Raw genomic sequence first — 17,920 nt, 5'->3', positions numbered from 1 at the left:
CGGGCCCCGCGCACGGGCTAGCCGGCCGGCTTCGCCGAGTCCACGCCGGTCCTGGCCCTCTTCCACTCGCCGCGGGTGAAGTCGGGGATCGCCTGCGGCGCGCCCTTCGCCTTGATCGAGTCGTGGCTGAGCGGCACCGGCGCCGTCCAGGTCGCCGCGTCGTACACGTCGAAGTCGGGGACGAGCCCCAACTGCATGCACTGCATCAGCCGGTAGATCATGATGTAGTCCATGCCGCCGTGCCCGCCCGGCGGATTGGCGTGTTCCTTCCAGAGCCAGTGGTCGAACTCCGGCGCGTACGCCCCGAAGTCGCCCCACTCGTGGCCCTGGTGGTCCGGCTCCAGATAGATCCGCGCCGGATAGTCCTCGAACACCCCCCGCGTACCGCCGAGGCTGTTGATCCGGCTGTACGGATGCGGGGTCGAGACATCGTGCTCCAGCCGGATCACGCGGCCCTTCGCCGTCTGGACCAGACTGATCGTCCGGTCGCTCTCGATGTACGACTCCTTCCAGCTCGGGTCGCCCGGCGGCATGTGCTCCGCCCGGTACTCGGCGAGCCCGAGCGCGGGCGTCCCGAAGCTGCTGATGCTGACCACCCGGTCGCCCCGGTTGACGTCCATGTAGTTGGCGACCGGCCCGAAGCCGTGGTTCGGGTAGAGATCGCCGCGCAGCCTGGTGTGCCAGAGCCGGCGCCAGGGGCCCTCGTAGTACGTCGGCGAGAACATCAGGTCGCGCAGATCGTGGTTGTACGCCCCCGCGCCGTGCAGCAGGTCGCCGAACTTGCCCGCGTGCGCCATCCGCAGCACGCGCATCTCGTTGCGGCCGTAGCAGCAGTTCTCCAGCTGCATGCAGTGGCGGCGGGTCTGCTCGGAGAGGTCGACCAGCTCCCACAGGTCCTTGAGCGTCATCGCGATCGGACACTCCACGCCGACGTGCTTGCCGTTCAGCATCGCCGTCTTCGCCATCTCGAAGTGCACGTCCCAGGGCGTCGCCAGATAGACGAAGTCCAGGTCCGAGCGCTTGCAGAGGTTCTCGTAATCGTCCTCGCCCTTGGCGTACACGGCGGGGGCGGGCTGTCCGGCGGCGACGACCTTCGCGGCGGCGCGCTCCGTCTTGTCCCGGACCGGATCGCAGACCGCGACCACCCGCACCCAGGGGAGGGCGAGGAAGAGGTCGATCATGCCGCCGCCCCGGTTGCCGAGTCCGACGATCCCGACCCGGACCGTGGAGCGCCGCTCGAAGGGGACGTTCGCCATGGTGGCGCCTCTGCGCCGGGGCGTCCGTACGGCCTGATCGGCGGGGTGTTCGGCGACCGCGGCGGCCTCGGCGGAGGCGGCCTCGGCGCTCCCGGTGCCCAGGGCGCCGAGGCCGATGCCCGCTCCCGCGACCCCGGCCGTGGTCCGCAGGACGGAGCGACGGCTCGGCGGCTGCGGTGCGTTGTCGTTCATGGAACCTCCAGTAGCTGTGTGCACGGCTGGCTCATGAATCCCGCTCAGGACCCTGGCCGTTGAGACTGGTGGTGCGCAAGGGCGCGGATTGGATTCTTGCGATGGGTAGTTGGACTCTTCCATTCCGCATCGCCGGACCATGCGGACGACGAGGGCCACTCACCCACATGGGGGAAGCGACCCTCGTCGTGTTACGTCAGCGGGATGACGATCCGTCAGAATGTTCCGACGGCCGTGGTGTCAGGGGCGCGTCGCGCGCTCCAGCGCGAGGAGTGCGGACCGGTAGCTCCGCCCCGTCGCCCGGTCCATGCCGATCTCGCACATCCGGTTCGCCGACAGATGCAGGTCGAACGGACGCGCCGTCACCTCGGCCGCCTCGCGCGCCGTGGCCGAGGCCGTCAGCTCCGGATGCAGCATGCCCCGGTCGCCCGCGAAGGCGCAGCAGCCCGCCTCGGCCGGTACGACGACCTCCTCCGCGCACGCCCGCGCCAGCGTCGTCAGCTGCTCCTCGTCCCCCAGGTGCCGCATGGAGCAGGTCGGATGCACCACCGCCGAGTCCACCCTGCGGCGTACGTCGAGCCGGGGCAGGAGCTCGTCCGCCGCCCACACCAGCGAGTCGACCACCGTCAGCTCCGCGTGCAACTCCCGGTTGTCGTCGGTGAGATACGGCACCACCTCATGGGCGATGCCGAGCGTGCAGGACGACGCGTCGACCACCAACGGCAGCCTGCCTCCGGCCGTCCAACCCCAGGCCGCCGCCACGATCCGGTTGGCCATCACCTCGTTGCCCCGCTCGTAGCCCTTGGAGTGCCAGATCGTCGCGCAGCACGTACCGGCCACGTCGTCCGGAATCCACACAGGGCGGCCCGCCCGGCCGGCGAGCGCCACCACCGCCTCGGGCAGCGACGGCCCCCGCGGCCCCTCGGGCCCGCCGAAGATCCGGTTCACGCAGGCCGGGTAGTACACGGCGACGGCCGCCGGGCGGTGCGTGCGGGGGAGCCGGCGGGCCGCCGCGCCCGGGATCTCGGGCAACCACTCCGGTACGAGATCGGGCCGCACCGCCCTCCGCGCGAGGCCCGTCGCCGTCCCCAGGATCCGGTCGCCGATCCGGTCGGCCGCCGCGACCGCGAGCCGGGCCGAGGCCTCCACGGCGCGGAAGTTCCTGGCCGCGAGCGCCGCCACCCGCTCCTCGCGCGGGGAGTGCCGCTGGTGGCGGAACTCCTTCATCAGCGCCCCGGTGTCGATCCCGACCGGGCAGGCGAGCTTGCAGGTCGAGTCGCCGGCGCAGGTGTCCACGGCGTCGTAGCCGTACGCCTCCAGGAGGTGCGCCTCCACGGGGGAGCCGTCGCTCTGGCGCATCACCTCCCGGCGCAGCACGATGCGTTGCCGGGGAGTCGTCGTCAGATCATGGCTGGGACACGTCGGTTCGCAGAATCCGCACTCGATGCACGGGTCGGCGATCGCCTCCACCTTCGGGATCGTCTTCAGACCGCGGAGGTGGGCCTGCGGGTCGCGGTCGAGGACGATCCGGGGCGCGAGCACCCCGTCGGGATCGATGACCTCCTTGATCCGCCACATCAGCTCCGTCGCCTTCGGTCCCCACTCCAGCTCCAGGAACGGGGCGATGTTGCGGCCGGTGGCATGCTCGGCCTTGAGCGAGCCGTCGAACCGCTCCACCGTCAGCTTGCAGAACTCGTCCATGAACGCGGCGTACCGCTCCACGTCCGCCGGGTCGCCGGCGTCGAAGGCCAGCAGGAAGTGCAGGTTGCCGTGGGCCGCGTGACCGGCCACGGCCGCGTCGAAACCGTGCCGGGACTGCAGGTCGAGGAGGTCCGCGCAGGCCTCGGCGAGCCGGGCCGGCGGTACGGCGAAGTCCTCGGTGATCAGCGTCGTACCGGAGGGCCGGGAACCGCCCACCGCCGTCACGAACGCCTTGCGGGCCTTCCAGTACCCGGCGATGGTGCCCGGATCGCGGGTGAAGGCGTTCTCCACCGAGGCGACGGGCGTGACGAGAGCCAGCTCTGCGAGGACCTCGGCCGCCGCCCGTTCGTACGCTTCCTGGGCGGCGGTGTCCGGGGCGCGGAACTCCACGAGCAGCGCCGCCGTCTCCTTGGGCAGCTCCGCCCAGTCGGCGGGGACCCCGGCGACGCTGACCGAGGCCCGCAGCGTGTTGCCGTCCATCAGCTCGACCGCGAGCGCCCCGGCGTCGTTGAAGCGCGGCACGGCGGCGGCCGCGGCGGTCAGGGAGGGGAAGAAGAGCAGCGCGGTGGAGACCTGACGGTCCAGCGGGAGGGTGTCGAAGACGACCTCGGAGATGAAACCGAACGTGCCCTCGGAGCCGACCATCAGCCCGCGCAGGATCTCCACGGGCGTCGCGCCGTCCAGGAAGGCGTCCAGGCGGTAGCCGTTGGTGTTCTTGAGGGAGTACTTGGCGCGGATGCGGGCCGTGAGCTCCGCGTCCGCCTCGATCTCGGCCTTGAGTGCGAGGAGCCCCGCGCACAGCCGGGGCTCGGCGCGCGCGAGCTCCTCGTCCGCGGCCGGATCGCCGGTGTCGACGACGGTGCCGCTCGGCAGCACGAAGGTGAGCGAGGCGACCGTCCGGTACGAGTTCCTGGTCGTCCCCGCCGTCATGCCCGAGGCGTTGTTGGCGACGACCCCGCCGATCGTGCAGGCGATGGCGCTCGCCGGGTCGGGGCCGAGGACGCGGCCGTGGCGGGCGAGGGCCGCGTTGGCCCGGACGACGGTGGTGCCGGGGCGGATCCGGGCGCGGGCGCCGTCGTCGAGCACCTCGACCCCCACCCAGTGCCGGCGCACGTCGACGAGGATGTCCTCGCCCTGCGCCTGCCCGTTCAGGCTGGTCCCGGCCGCCCGGAAGACCACCTCACGGCCCTTGCCGTGCGCGTACGAGAGGACGGCGGAGATGTCGTCGATGTCCTCCGCGACCACCACGACCTGCGGCACGAACCGGTACGGGCTGGCGTCGGAGGCGTACCGCACGAGGTCGGAGATGTGCGAGAGGACCTTCTCGGGGCCGAGGAGCGCGACCAGCTCCTCCCGCAGCCGGCGCGGGGTGCCCCGGGACCGGAGGTCGGGGACCCGGTCGGGGGCGGGCCTGCGCCCCGTCCCGGGGCGCAGGGCCTGCGGGTTCGGCTCCAGCAGTGGCATGTCACGGCTCCCCTCGGCGCCCCGGGCCCGCGCGGTCAGCAGCGGCGCTCCGGCACGTGGTCGACCAGAGCGGACAGCAGACCTCCGAGCACCTCGCGCTGATCGACGGTCAATGGAGCAAGGATGTCCTCTGCGGCCGCCCGACGCGCGCTGCGCAACGCGCGCAGGGTCTCGCGTCCCGCGTCGGTGAGCTCGATCCTGACCACCCGTCGGTTCGTCGGGTCGGCGACGCGGCGCACCCGCCCCGCGGCCTCCAGACCGTCCACGAGGCTGGTGACGGCCCGGGGGACCACCTCCAGCCGCTCGGCGAGGTCGGCCATCCGGGGCGGGTGCTCGTAGTGCGCGACCGTGCGCAGCAGCCGGGACTGGGCGGGCGTGATGCCGACCGGCTCGAGGAGGCGCTTCTGGCTGCGCTGCAGCCGTCGGGTGAGGCGCAGGAGCTGCTCGGCGAGGAGGCCGTCGGCGTCGGGGCTGTTCATGGGGGAACAATATCAGGACCTGGTTCATTGTGAGTATAGGTAACAGTGAGCTATGCTCTGATCGTCTTGACCTCTCCCCCCTCGTAGGAGCCCATGCGTCACCACGAAGAGTCCGAATGGACACCTCCACCGCGCGATCCCGCACAGCCGAAGGAGCCCGCCCAGATGCGGCGCATCCTGCGGCTCTTCCGTCCCTACCGAGGCCGGCTCGCGATCGTCGGCCTGCTCGTCGGCGCCTCGTCCCTGGTGTCGGTGGCCTCGCCCTTCCTGCTCAAGGAAATCCTCGACACCGCGATCCCGCAGGGCCGGACCGGGCTGCTCAGCCTGCTCGCCCTCGGCATGATCGCCACCGCCGTGATCACCAGCGTCTTCGGCGTGCTCCAGACCCTGCTCTCCACCACCGTCGGCCAGCGCGTGATGCACGACCTGCGCACCGCGGTCTACGGCCGGCTGCAGCGGATGCCGCTCGCCTTCTTCACCCGCACACGTACCGGCGAGGTCCAGTCCCGCATCGCCAACGACATCGGCGGCATGCAGGCGACGGTCACCTCGACCGCCACCTCCCTCGTCTCGAACCTCACGGCCGTCGTCGCCACCGTCGTCGCGATGCTCGCGCTCGACTGGCGGCTCACCGTCGTCTCGCTGCTCCTGCTGCCCGTCTTCGTCTGGATCAGCCGCCGCGTCGGCCGCGAGCGCAAGAGGATCACCACCCAGCGACAGAAGCAGATGGCCGTCATGGCCGCGACCGTCACCGAGTCGCTCTCCGTCAGCGGCATCCTGCTCGGCCGCACCATGGGCCGCTCCGACTCGCTGACCCGGTCCTTCGCCGAGGAGTCCGAGCGCCTCGTCGACCTCGAAGTGCGCTCCTCCATGGCCGGGCGCTGGCGGATGTCCACCATCGGCATCGTCATGGCCGCCATGCCCGCGCTGATCTACTGGGCCGCGGGCCTCGCCCTCCAGGGCGGCGGACCGGCCATATCGCTGGGCACCCTGGTCGCCTTCGTCTCGCTCCAGCAGGGCCTGTTCCGCCCGACGGTGAGCCTGCTCTCGACCGGCGTCCAGATGCAGACCTCGCTCGCCCTCTTCCAGCGGATCTTCGAGTACCTGGACCTGCCGGTCTCCATCACCGAGCCCGCCGAACCGGTCCGCCTCCCGAAGGTCCTCGGCGAGGTCACGTTCGAGAACGTGGACTTCCGCTACGACCCCGAGGCGCCCGGCCGCCCCACGCTCGACACCATCGAACTGACCGTCCCGGCCGGCGGCAGCCTCGCCGTGGTCGGACCCACCGGATCCGGCAAGTCCACCCTCAGCTATCTCGTGCCCCGGCTCTACGACGTGACCGGCGGCCGGGTCCTGATCGACGGCGTCGACGTGCGCGACCTCGACTTCGACACCCTCGCCCGCGCGGTGGGCGTGGTCTCCCAGGAGACGTACCTCTTCCACGCCTCCGTCGCCGACAACCTGCGCTTCGCCAAGCCGGACGCCACCGACGAGGAGATCCGCGCCGCCGCCCGCGCCGCGCAGATCCACGACCACATCGCGGCCCTGCCCGACGGGTACGACACTCTCGTCGGCGAGCGCGGCCACCGCTTCTCGGGCGGCGAGAAGCAGCGCCTCGCCATCGCCCGCACCATCCTGCGCGACCCGCCCGTGCTCATCCTCGACGAGGCGACCAGCGCCCTGGACACCCGTACCGAACACGCCGTCCAGGAGGCCATCGACGCCCTCTCCGCCGGGCGCACCACCATCACCATCGCCCACCGGCTCTCCACCGTCCGGGACGCCGACCAGATCGTGGTCCTCGACGCGGGCCGGATCGCCGAGCGCGGCAACCACGAGGAGCTCCTCGCCCGGGACGGCCGGTACGCGGCCCTGGTGCGCCGCGACGAACACACGAACGTGGGAGCGGTTGTTCCCCAGAACGTGTGATCGTTCCCGGATTCGTTGCTCAACTCCCTTGTGACAGCTGATGATTACGGTGCGCAAGCAACGGGCTGCAGACCGCGACCGCGCACCGTCCCGCAGATGCATTTCGCACAAGGAGAAGCACCACCATGAACGTGATCACCAACCTGCTCGCCGGCGTCTTCCACTTCCTGGGCTGGCTCGTCTGACCCTCACGCCTGGTACGCCCGGCAGGAACAGCGGCGCCGTCGGTCTCCCGTCCCAGGGGGCCGGCGGCGCCGCCGCATGTGCGGGGCTCCCCGGTTTCGCGGGCGCGCCGGGTTAGCGTGCGCCCATGACGTACCGGTCCTGGCAGCCAGCACCCCGCCGCCGCCCCCGGCTCACCCGGCGCGGTCGGATCGCCCTGCTCATCGGCGCCGCCCTCGCCGTGGCCGCGGCGATCATCGTCCCCCTGTTGCTTCTCGGCGAGGGGAAGCCCGCCCCCGAGAAGCAGCGGACCCTGCTCATCCCGGAGGGCTGGCGGTCGGGCCAGGTCTACGCGGCCGTCGACCGCTCCCTCCGCCTCGCCGAAGGAACCACCCGTAAGGCCGCGGACTCCCCGGCCGCCGCGCTCGGTCTGCCGGCCGCCGCCCAGGGAAACCCCGAGGGCTACCTCTTCCCGGCGACCTATCCGGTCGTGAACGCGACGACCCCGCAGAGCCTGCTCCGGTACATGGTCCAGACGGCCGGCAAGCGGTTCGGCGCCGACCACATCACCGCGGGCGCCCAGCGCAACGGGGTGAGCGTGCACCAGACGGTGATCATCGCGAGCATCGTGCAGGCCGAGGCCGACACCACCGACGACATGGGCAAGGTCGCCCGCGTCGTCTACAACCGGCTCGCCAAGGGCATGGCGCTGCAGATGGACTCGACCCTGAACTACGCCCTGGGGCGTTCCACTGTGGACACCACCCACGCCGACACCAAGCTCGACAGCCCGTTCAACACCTACGAGCGCGCCGGGCTGCCGCCCGCCCCGATCGGGAACCCGGGGGAGCAGGCGATGGCGGCGTCGATCGCGCCGGCGGAGGGCGACTGGCTGTACTTCGTGACCGTGAAGCCCGGGGACACCCGGTTCACCGCCGACTACGCCGAACACCAGGCGAACGTCCAGGAGTTCAATGCGGAACGCCGCGCGGCGCTGGGGCAGGGCTGAGATACGGAACGCTGAACTCCGGAACGCTGGGCTACGGAACGCTGAGCTCCGGGACGGCCACCGGCTCCCGCGCCAGGAGGCGGCGGATCGCCGTGACGGCCGCCCGCCCGGCCCGGTTGGCGCCGATCGTCGAGGCCGAAGGTCCGTACCCGACCAGATGGACGCGCTCGTCCCGTACGGCCCGCGTCCCCTCCACCTGGATGCCGCCGCCCGGCTCGCGCAGCCGGAGCGGGGCCAGGTGGTCGATCGCGGCGCGGAAACCGGTCGCCCAGAGGATCACGTCGGCGTCCACCGTCCGGCCGTCGGCCCAGGCCACGCCGGTCGGGGTGATGCGGTCGAACATGGGGTTCCGGTCAAGGACACCCCGCTCGCGGGCGTCGCGGATGGCGGGGGTGAGCGGCAGGCCGGTGACGGAGACGACGCTCTGCGGCGGCAGCCCCTTCCGTACCCGCTCCTCGACCAGCGCGACCGCCTCACGGCCGGCCGTCTCGCCGAACGGGCCCTCGCGGTAGACCGGCTCGCGCCGGGTCACCCAGGTCGTCTCCGCCGCCACCTCGGCGATCTCCATCAGATGCTGGGTCCCGGAGGCCCCACCGCCCACGACGATCACCCGCTGACCTGCGAACTCCTCGGGACCCGGGTAGTTCGCGGTGTGCAGCTGGCGGCCGCGGAAGGTCTCCTGGCCCGGGTAGCGGGGCCAGAAGGGGCGGTCCCAGGTGCCCGTCGCGTTGATCAGGGCGCGGGTGGCGTACGTCCCCTCCGAGGTCTCCACGCGCAGCCGCCCGCCCTCGCCCTCGCGGACCGCGCTCACCTCCACCGGCCGGTGGACCCGCAGGTCGAAGCGGGTCTCGTACGCCGTGAAATAGGCGCCGATCACCTCGGACGAGGGCCGCCCGTCGTCGGCACCGGTCAGCTCCATCCCGGGCAGCGCGTGCATTCCGTGGACCTTGCCGTACGTGAGCGAGGGCCAGCGGAACTGCCAGGCGCCGCCGGGCCGCGGGGCGTGGTCGAGGACGACGAAGTCGCGGTCCGGGAGGAGGCCGGTGCGCCGCAGGTGGTAGGCGGCGGAGAGCCCGGCCTGCCCGGCACCGATGACGACCACGTCGACATCCCGTACGCCCTGCTCGTTCTCGACCGCGAAATCGTTCACGATTCCACTAACCGTGGCGGGCGCGGGGATCTTCCCGCCGCGCCCGCCCGGTCCTGCGGTCCCGCTACAGCCCTTACCGACCGCCGCCCGCCACGAGGAGCGGAGCGCCGCCGGGCGCCGACGCCGGACGCCCGTTCGCGGCCGGGACACCGAGCAGCGGCGACGCGGGGATCCGCGGCAGCAGGCCGCGCGCCGCCAGCTCGGGGGTCACGCCCTCCCCGAACCAGTACGCCTCCTCCAGATGCGGATAGCCCGAGAGCACGAAGTGCTCCACTCCGAGGGCGTGGTACTCCTCGATCCGGTCGGCGACGTCCGCGTGGCTGCCCACCAGTGCCGTACCTGCCCCACCTCGTACGAGACCCACCCCCGCCCACAGGTTCGGCGCGATCTCCAGCTTGTCGCGGTCCAGCGAACCGCCGCCGTGCAGCGCCAGCATCCGCTGCTGCCCGACCGACTCGCTCCGCCCGAGTGCCCGCTGCGCAGCCGCGATCGTCTCCGCGTCGAGGTCGGACAGCAGCCGGTCCGCGACCGCCCACGCCTCGCGCGCGGAGTCCCGCGAGACGGTGTGCAGCCGGATGCCGAACCGCACCTCGCGCCCGCGTTCCTCCGCGAGCCGCCGGATCCAGTCGATCTTCTCCTTGACCTGCCACGGCGGCTCGCCCCAGGTCAGATACACGTCCGCGTGCTCCGCTGCGACCGGCCCGGCCGCCGCCGACGAGCCGCCGAAGAAGATCTCCGGCAGCGGGTCGGGCGGCAGGGCGGTGAGCCCGCCCTCCACCTGGTAGTGCTCGCCCTGGAAGTCGTACGGCTGCCCGGTCCACACCCCGCGTACGACTTGCAGGAACTCCGCCGTACGGGCATAGCGCCGGTCGTGGTCCAGATGGTCGCCGAAGCGCCGCTGCTCCACCGAGTCGCCGCCCGTGACGACGTTGAGCAGCAGTCGTCCCCGGCTGATCCGCTGGTACGTGGCCGCCATCTGCGCCGCGAGGACGGGCGAGATCACCCCTGGCCGGAACGCCACCAGGAACTTCAGCCGCTCGGTGTGCTGGGTGAGCGCCGCCGTGGTCAGCCAGGCGTCCTCGCACCAGGTGCCGGTGGGGGTCAGCACGGCTTCGAAGCCCAACTGCTCGGCGGCTTTGGCGATCTGCGCCAGATACTCGATGTCGGGGGCGCGTACGCCGGTCACGGTCCCGGACCGGCTGATGCCGCCGTCGGTGTAGGCGTGCCGGTCGACGAGCGTACGGCCGTCGCCGCCGGTCGGCAGGAACCAGTGCAGATGAACGGTCATGAGGTGGAGCCCTTTCCGTAGCCGCGGGCCGGCGTGGTGGACGGCGGCAGGTTCTCGTTGAAGCGGGTGTCGACGTAGTCGGCGAAGCGGAACGTCCGGGGGATCAGCTTCAGTTCGGCGAAGGTGTCCGCGATCTCCTGCTCGGAGGCGATGGCCTCCTTGTCGAGGGCGACCGCGATCCGGGTGCCGTTGCTGCGCTTCACGCACGCGAGTGCGACCTCGTACGGCAGCCCGGTCTCCTTCGCCCAGGCCTTGGCCCAGGCGTCCGGGTGCGCGTAGACCCAGTCCTGGGCGCGGCGCAGCCGCTCGATGTAGTCGCCGATGGCCTTGGCCTTCTCCTTGTCGGCGAGCGCGGCGGGTGCGGCGACCTGGAAACCGAGGCCGTTGACCACGCCCCGGCCGTCGGTGAGCACGCGGGCCTTGCCGTTCGCGAGGACCTGCGAGGTGTACGGGTCCCAGACCGCCCAGGCGTCGACCTTGCCACTGGTGAACGCGGCGAGCGCGTCGGCGGGCTGGAGCAGGCTCACGTCGATGTCGTCGAGGGAGAGCCCGGCCTTCCTGAGCGAGGCGATCAGCTGGAAGTGGGCGGAACTGCCTTGAGCCACAGCGACCTTACGGCCCTTCAGGTGCTGGGTCGTGCGCAGCGGTGAGTCCCGTGCCACGACGATCGCCTCGCCGGCCGGGTCGCCGTGGGTGGCCGCGACCACCGCGATCTTCGAGTCGGCGCCGGCGGCGAAGACGGGCGGGGTGTTGCCGACGGCGCCGATGTCGACGGCCTTGGCGTTGACGGCCTCCAGGAGCGGCGGGCCTGAGGTGAAGGTCGACCAGGTGATGCGGTACGGCAGATCGTCGAGCTCCCCGGCGGCGCGGAGGACGGCTTCGGCGCCGCCCTTCTGGTCGCCGACCCTGAGGACGACGGAACCCTTGCCGTCGGTGCCGGAGTCGGCGGACGAGGGGGAGGAGCAGGCGGAGGCGAGCAACGCGAGGGGAAGAAGGAGGGCGGCGGGCAGGAGGAAACGTTTCATTGGGGTGGGTCCTTCGGGTCGCTTCGGGTCGCTTCGGGTCGCTTCGGGTCGCGGGTACGGGGAGGTCAGGCGGCTTGGTGGACGGCCGGGAGCTCCGCCTCGACACCGAGCTCGGCGAGGAGCCCGGAGCGCAGCGCGGCGAAGGCCGGGTCACCGGCGGTCCGGGGACGGTCGAGGGCGACGGGGGTGTCGTACGCGATGACTCCGTCCCGCATCACCAGCGCCCGGTCGGCGAGCAGCAGCGCCTCATCGACGTCGTGCGTCACCAGGAGCACCGCGCACCCGCGCCGCTGCCACAACTCGGCGACGAGGCGCTGCGCCTTGATCCGGGTGAGCGCGTCGAGTGCCCCGAACGGCTCGTCGAGGAGCAGCAGATCGGGCTCCCGTACGAGAGCGCGGGCGAGCGAGGCGCGCTGGGCCTCGCCACCGGACAGGGTCTTGGGCCAGGCGCCGGAACGGTGACCGAGCCCGACCTCCTCCAACGCCCGCTCGGCGACGGCCCGTTCGGGATTGCTGGGCAGGCCGAGCAGCACGTTGCGCCACACCCGCTTCCAGGGCATGAGGCGGGGCGCCTGGAACGCGACGGCCCGGCGCCGGGGGACGAGGACGGTTCCGGAGATGTCCCGGTCGAGCCCCGCGAGCACCCGCAGCAGAGTGGACTTGCCGCAGCCGCTGTGCCCGAGGAGCGCGGTGAACTCCCCGGCCCGCAGGGTCAGATCGAGCCGGTCGATGACGGGACGGCCGTCGAAGGAGCGGGTCAGTCCCTCGATGGTCACTGCCCGGTGAAGGTCGGTCGCCATTGCAGCAGCAGCCTCTCGAGAGTACGGACGACGGCGTCGGCGAGCAGGCCGAGGAAGGCGTAGACGACGAGGCAGACGACGATGACGTCGGTGCGGAAGAACTCCCGCGCCTGGTTCATCAGGAAGCCGATGCCGGCGTCGGCGTTGATCGACTCCCCGAAGACGAGTGCGAGCCAGGCGGTCGCCAGCGAGTACCGCAGCCCGGTCATGGCCCCCGGCAGCGCCCCGGGCAGGACGACGTGACGGATCAGCCCCCAGCGGCCGAGCCCCAACGACTCGCCCGCCTCGACCAGTTGGGCGTCCACGCCACGGATACCGGCGTACACGTTGAGGTACAGATGGAAGGCGACACCGAGCGCGATCAGGGCCACCTTGGGCGCCTCGCCGATGCCCAGCCAGATGATGAAGAGCGGGATGAGGCCCACCCAGGGGACGGTCCGCAACATCTGCACGGTCGCGTCGACGAGGTCCTCGCCGAGCCGCGAGAGTCCGGACACCAGCGCGAGCGAGATCCCGATCGCGCCGCCCAACAGGAGCCCGGCGGCGACGCGTTGGAGCGAGACGCCCATGGCATGCGGGAGGGTTCCGTCGGCGATCAGCTCACCGCCGGCGCGGGCGATGGTCCCGGGAGAGGCGAGCACATCGGCGGGGAGTACGCCTGTCGAGCTGAGCAGCTGCCAGGTGACGAGGAGGAGTAGGGGGCCGATGGTCCGGCGCAGCCAGCGGGGCACGCGGGCGCGCCGCCCTGATCCCGTCCGGGCGGCGGACACCACCTCCTCAAGTTCTGAAATAGGGGATATGTCCGGCGCGAATTCGGGCGGGGCATGGCCAACGGTCATGAAAGGGCTCCGTGGGGAGGGAGAGTGAGTACGCGTCAGCGTCCGTGCGCACGCCGGAAGCACGCGACCACGGGTGTCAGCGTGTGAAGATCAGAGCGAGGTGAGGGGGCGTCAGCAGCCGCGACGACAGGCGGCGGAGGCCACCCGCAGCAGGTCGATGTGACCGCGCGTGGTGAGCAGGGCTGTACGCAACATGGCGCGAACGTAGCGACCCGTTCCGGTGTAGGTCAACGGTGTCTCGGAGCGTGGACGAGCGATCCCGCGTAGTGAGCGGCAGGATGGCCCCATGTCGACCTTCACCACCCGCGTCCTGACGCTCACCACCGGTAGCTCGGAGACGGTCACCGACCTGACCCAGGCCTGCGCGGAGTTCCTCACCGAGACGGCCCCGGCCACCGACGGCCTCCTCAACCTCTTCGTCCCGCACGCCACGGCCGGCCTGGCCATCCTCGAAACGGGCGCCGGCAGCGACACTGACCTCCTCACGGCCCTCCACCACCTCCTCCCGGCCGACGACCGCTGGCAGCACCGCCACGGCTCCCCGGGCCACGGCCGCGACCACGTCCTCCCGGCCCTGGTCCCACCGCACGCGACGCTGCCGGTCCTCGGCGGGCGCCTCGAGCTGGGCACCTGGCAGTCGATCTGCCTCGTCGACACCAACAGGGACAACCCGGAGCGCCAGGTGCGGCTGTCGTTTCTCGGGTAGGGGCGGGTGCCCCCGGACTGTAGGCGGGATGTCCGGCCGCACCGAACGATGGCTTCGCTCTCGACATGGGGTCGCACCGGCGCTGCTTCGGGGAGTTGGGGTCGCTGGTGATTTCGGGTGCGCAGCCGGGGGGCCGAGGCGTACGGGGCGGACGACGCGAGTTGGTGTGCTGCCCGCTGTGCTCGCCCATGGGTAGGTCGCGGTGGTCGGCTGCTCGCGCGGGCGGGAAGGTCTCGGCACGGGTAGTGTCGTTTCGTGCGTGGATGCGTACTTTGTGTGCCGCCAGCCGTTCCCTGAGCACGGCGGTGTCACGTGTGTGAGAGGACCGGCGACCTGCCGTCCTCCGTACCGGCCGTCCGAATGCGACCGCAGCGATCACGACCGCGGGACAAGACTCGGCTTCTCGCCTGTGCCCCTCTGCGCAGTCCTGCATTTCTCACGTCAGTCCCAGCCCATCACCCCGGCCAAAGGGGTAGCTCTCCTGGAGGAAAGCCATGTCGCATCACGGCAATCGCCACGACGGAAACCGGCGGGCGAAGCAGCCGGACAAGGCATCGGGCATGCCGGTGCCGGGGACTTCCGGCACGTCCGCCGGGCCGACAGCCAGAAGGGCGGGCGAGATGCCGGTCCCGGGTATGCAGACAGCAGCCGGGAGCCCCGCGGCAGGGCAGATGCCGAAGCCCGGCATGCAGTCGGCGGCGGCAACCGGCGGGTCCGAGATGCCGATGCCGGGGATGCACGCCACGTCCGCCGGCGGAGCGATGCCCATGCCCGCGGTCGGCATGACCGGCAGGTCGGAACCGACGGGACAAGCGCCCAAGGGCAGCAAGCCTCCGGAGGGCGGCGAGCCCCCGCCGTTCCCGAACGGCGGTACGCCCGCTGTGTCCCGCTTCGGCGGGCCCGGGGGCACCCTGCCGAGCGGTCCGTCGTACGAGCCGGGCGTCGTCGAGGTGGAGTTCCGTGAGGGCGTCACCCCGGACATCACCCAGCCCCCGGACGGCGCGCCCCCCGAGGTCCGCAGCATCGCCGAAGGACCACTCGACGAGTTCAACCGCATCCTGATGGACAACAACCTCGTCACGGCGGAATCGACGTTCCTGATCACACCGCAGGAAGCCACCTCCGTGCAGGCGCGCGCGGCCTCGAAGGGCTTCGATACTCCCAACCTGGCGCGGTTCGTCACGTTGCACTTCGCCGACGAGGCGGACACGGTCGCGATCGCGTCGCGCCTCGACGCGCTTCCCGAGGTGGAGCGGGCGATCGCCGTCCCCGTGGCTCTGCCGCCGACGGTCATGGCGGAACGCCCCGGAGGCGCGACGGTGCTCGCGCCGTCGGCTCCACTGGCGGAACCGCTGGTCGGCATGGGCGGGACCGTGGTGGTGGACACCGTCACCGGCCTGGAGAACCAGTGGTACATCTTCCGCTGTGGCGTGAACCAGGCGTGGGGCATGTCCACCGGCCGCGACGTGGTGGTCGCCGATGTCGACTGGGGCTACCGGACCTCGCACAACGACCTCGCCGGGCGCATCAGCAAGACGTACAACGCCTTCGACGGCACCACCGACGTCACGAGCGGTGACGTCTCCCACGGCACCGCCGTCATGGGGTTGGCCGGTGCCACGGTCAACCATCTCGGCATGGCGGGCGTCGCGTACGACTCCACGCTCTGGGCGGTGCGGTCGGATTCGGGGACAGGTGAGCCACTCGGCGGAGACGCCTGGGCCCGGGGCATCGACTGGGTGCGTACCACCGACAGCGGCGGCAGGCGCAAGGTCGTGATCCTCGAAGTCCAGACCGGGGCGTACGGGAACTACGAGTACGTCCCGTCGGTCAACGCGGCCATCAGGACGGCGATCGCCGCGGGAGTGGTCGTCTGTGTGGCGGCGGGCAACGGAGACCGGGACGCCGGCATCGGAGACGACGGCAGGCCGATTCCGGAGACGGGTTCCATCCTGGTCGGAGCCACGGCCTACGACGCCACGGTCAACAAGCGGGCGTGGTTCAGCAACTACGGCCCCCGGATCGTCGTGTGCGCACCCGGCGACGACTCGCACGACGTGACCTGCGACAGCAGCTCCGACACCGCGTACCGCAACCCCTTCGGCGGCACCTCCGGTGCGACGCCGAAGGTCGCCGGTACCGTCGCGCTGATGCTGGCCGCGAACCCCGGTCTCAGCCACGCCGAAGTGCGCCAGATGCTCAACGCCACAGGGACCGCGGTCACTCCGGACCCCGGCAAGGACATCGGCACGTTCCTCAACGCCGGTGCAGCCGTACGGGAGGCCTCCGAGCAGGCGGCCGGACGCATGGAGATCTTCGCGCGTGGTGGCGATCAGGCGCTGTGGCACATGTGGCAGACCGCGCCGAACAACGGCTGGTCCGGCTGGGAGTCCCTGGGCGGCTGGATCGACATGCTGAGCTACGGCCGCAACGCCGACGGCAGGTTGGAAGTCTTCGCTCGTGGCGCCGACCAGGCCGTGTGGCACATGTGGCAGACCGCGCCGAACAACGGCTGGTCCGGCTGGGAGTCGCTCGGCGGCTGGATCGACAACCTCAAGATCGCTCAGAACAACGACGGCCGAATGGAGATCTTCGCTCGCGGAGCGGATGGCGCGGTGTGGCACATGTGGCAGATCGCCCCCAACGGCACCTGGTCGAGTTGGGAGTCGCTCGGCGGCTGGGTCGACGATCTGGACATCGGCCGTAACGCCGACGGCCGGATGGAGGTCTTCGCCCGTGGCGGGGACCAGGCACTCTGGCACAAGTGGCAGACCACACCGGGCGGAGGCTGGTCCGGCTGGGAGTCCCTGGGCGGCTGGATCGACCGTCTCGCGACGGCCCGAAATGCCGACGGTCGGCTGGAGGTCTTCGCCCGTGGCGCCGACCAGGCTCTGTGGCACATGTGGCAGACCGCGCCGAACAACGGCTGGTCGGGCTGGGAGTCGCTCGGCGGCTGGATCGACATGCTGGCTCTCGACGGCAATGCCGACGGCCGGTTGGAGGTCTTCGCCCGTGGCGCCGACCAGGCTGTGTGGCACATGTGGCAGACCGCGCCGAACAACGGCTGGTCGGGTTGGGAGTCGCTCGGCGGCTGGATCGACGATCTGGACATCAGCAAGAACGCCGACGGCCGGCTGGAGATCTTCGCCCGTGGAGCCGATGGCGCCGTGTGGCACATGTGGCAGACCGCGCCGAACAACGGCTGGTCGGGCTGGGAGTCCCTCGGCGGCTGGATCGACCGGCTCGCCGTGGCCCAGAACGCGCCCTGAGCACCACCGCTGATGGACCGATCCGAGTGACCACTCCTGTGTCCCCCAGGGCGACGCGCCCCGGGGGACACAGGAGTGGGATCGGCGAGACGGGTGGGAGTGTGCCTGCCGTCGCAGATCGGAGGGGAGCGTCCGTCAGGGTCGGCGGGGACTGCTTTCCCCTCCCCGACCGCGAAGCAGCGCACACCCGGCTCGATACGACACGGATCGCCGCTGCTCGACGGTGTGCCGCGTACCGTTGAGAGAGTGGAACACGCCCTCGAAATCGCCCTCCCGCTGCGGCGGCTGGTCGTCCTGCGGCACGCCAAGAGCGCATGGCCCGAGGGCGTGCCCGACTATGACCGCCCCCTCGGACCGCGAGGCCTTCGCGACGCCCCGGCGGCCGGCCGCCGGCTGGTGGACGGGCGGCGGACAGCCACAGCCTTCTCGATGTCGTAGGCGAAGTGCCGACCGATGTAGGGACGTTGCTGTTGATCGGACCCAACCCGGGTGTGCAAGACCGCACCCCTGACCGACCTCGCCGTCCCGCGCGGACAGCACTGAGCCGGCCCGCAGGGCAGGTGCCCACAGCGTCGGCGCCGAGAGCACCGACGGCTCCGCCGCACAGGAGGTGTACGGCGGACAGAACAACGGAGACTGGAAACTCGTCGC

Annotated in this window: 14 protein-coding genes; 5 read left to right on the top strand and 9 right to left on the bottom strand. The window is 71.5% G+C overall.

The genetic code is table 11. The features are described 5' to 3' along the window. Positions 1-17: 17 nt before the first annotated feature. The 3 genes from Q5762_RS04415 to Q5762_RS04405 all read right to left on the bottom strand — a co-directional run bounded on the left by Q5762_RS04415 (position 18) and on the right by Q5762_RS04405 (position 5,092). Positions 18-1,448 carry a Gfo/Idh/MocA family oxidoreductase gene (locus Q5762_RS04415; RefSeq protein ID WP_315890587.1) on the bottom strand — a complete coding sequence of 477 codons (1,431 nt, stop codon included), beginning with the start codon at positions 1,446-1,448 and terminating at the stop codon, positions 18-20. A 240-nt stretch (positions 1,449-1,688) separates the two neighbouring features. Continuing rightward, a complete protein-coding gene (locus Q5762_RS04410; RefSeq protein ID WP_315890586.1) occupies positions 1,689-4,613 on the bottom strand; it encodes an FAD-binding and (Fe-S)-binding domain-containing protein in 2,925 nt (974 codons plus the stop codon). Between the two features lie 35 nt (positions 4,614-4,648). Then, positions 4,649-5,092, bottom strand: a complete 444-nt coding sequence (locus Q5762_RS04405) for a MarR family transcriptional regulator (protein ID WP_315890585.1) — start codon at positions 5,090-5,092, stop codon at positions 4,649-4,651. Between the two features lie 93 nt (positions 5,093-5,185). Between Q5762_RS04405 and Q5762_RS04400 the strand changes: the two genes are divergently transcribed. Next, positions 5,186-7,021 carry an ABC transporter ATP-binding protein gene (locus Q5762_RS04400; RefSeq protein WP_315890584.1) on the top strand — a complete coding sequence of 612 codons (1,836 nt, stop codon included), beginning with the start codon at positions 5,186-5,188 and terminating at the stop codon, positions 7,019-7,021. Positions 7,022-7,331: 310 nt separating this feature from the next. After that, on the top strand, positions 7,332-8,192 hold the full coding sequence (gene mltG / locus Q5762_RS04395) for an endolytic transglycosylase MltG (RefSeq protein ID WP_315890583.1): 861 nt from the start codon (positions 7,332-7,334) through the stop codon (positions 8,190-8,192). A gap of 31 nt (positions 8,193-8,223) precedes the next feature. On the opposite strand, the gene Q5762_RS04390 is transcribed toward mltG, so the two are convergent. The 5 genes from Q5762_RS04390 to Q5762_RS04370 form a co-directional block, all read right to left on the bottom strand. Beyond that, positions 8,224-9,342 (bottom strand): NAD(P)-binding domain-containing protein, encoded by a 1,119-nt coding sequence (locus Q5762_RS04390; protein ID WP_315890582.1) that lies wholly within the window; start codon positions 9,340-9,342, stop codon positions 8,224-8,226. Positions 9,343-9,415: 73 nt separating this feature from the next. Then, positions 9,416-10,630: an LLM class flavin-dependent oxidoreductase gene (locus Q5762_RS04385; protein WP_315890581.1), complete on the bottom strand. Its 1,215-nt coding sequence runs from the start codon at positions 10,628-10,630 to the stop codon at positions 9,416-9,418. Next, positions 10,627-11,655, bottom strand: coding sequence for an ABC transporter substrate-binding protein (locus tag Q5762_RS04380; protein WP_315890580.1), 1,029 nt, complete (start codon positions 11,653-11,655; stop codon positions 10,627-10,629). The genes Q5762_RS04385 and Q5762_RS04380 overlap by 4 nt, the downstream gene beginning before the upstream one ends. Positions 11,656-11,720: 65 nt before the next feature. Then, positions 11,721-12,455 carry an ABC transporter ATP-binding protein gene (locus Q5762_RS04375; protein WP_315890579.1) on the bottom strand — a complete coding sequence of 245 codons (735 nt, stop codon included), beginning with the start codon at positions 12,453-12,455 and terminating at the stop codon, positions 11,721-11,723. Continuing rightward, positions 12,428-13,294, bottom strand: a complete 867-nt coding sequence (locus Q5762_RS04370; protein WP_315890578.1) for an ABC transporter permease — start codon at positions 13,292-13,294, stop codon at positions 12,428-12,430. The genes Q5762_RS04375 and Q5762_RS04370 overlap by 28 nt, the downstream gene beginning before the upstream one ends. A gap of 286 nt (positions 13,295-13,580) precedes the next feature. Here Q5762_RS04370 and Q5762_RS04365 point away from each other — a divergent pair, with 286 nt between their 5' ends. Then, positions 13,581-14,000 (top strand): secondary thiamine-phosphate synthase enzyme YjbQ, encoded by a 420-nt coding sequence (locus Q5762_RS04365; protein WP_315890577.1) that lies wholly within the window; start codon positions 13,581-13,583, stop codon positions 13,998-14,000. Between the two features lie 502 nt (positions 14,001-14,502). On the opposite strand, the gene Q5762_RS04360 is transcribed toward Q5762_RS04365, so the two are convergent. Beyond that, positions 14,503-14,784 (bottom strand): hypothetical protein, encoded by a 282-nt coding sequence (locus Q5762_RS04360; RefSeq protein ID WP_315890576.1) that lies wholly within the window; start codon positions 14,782-14,784, stop codon positions 14,503-14,505. Between Q5762_RS04360 and Q5762_RS04355 the strand changes: the two genes are divergently transcribed. Both Q5762_RS04355 and Q5762_RS04350 read left to right on the top strand, forming a co-directional pair. Continuing rightward, positions 14,768-17,269, top strand: coding sequence for a S8 family serine peptidase (locus Q5762_RS04355; protein ID WP_315890575.1), 2,502 nt, complete (start codon positions 14,768-14,770; stop codon positions 17,267-17,269). The genes Q5762_RS04360 and Q5762_RS04355 overlap by 17 nt on opposite strands. 246 nt (positions 17,270-17,515) lie before the next feature. Beyond that, on the top strand, positions 17,516-17,707 hold the full coding sequence (locus Q5762_RS04350; protein WP_399494409.1) for a hypothetical protein: 192 nt from the start codon (positions 17,516-17,518) through the stop codon (positions 17,705-17,707). The last annotated feature ends 213 nt before the right edge of the window (positions 17,708-17,920 follow it).

Source organism: Streptomyces sp. P9(2023), from assembly GCF_032436795.1.
Taxonomy (GTDB): Bacteria; Actinomycetota; Actinomycetes; order Streptomycetales; family Streptomycetaceae; genus Streptomyces.
Note: the sequence above shows the minus strand (reverse complement) of the source record. Positions and strands in the feature narration are given on the sequence as shown.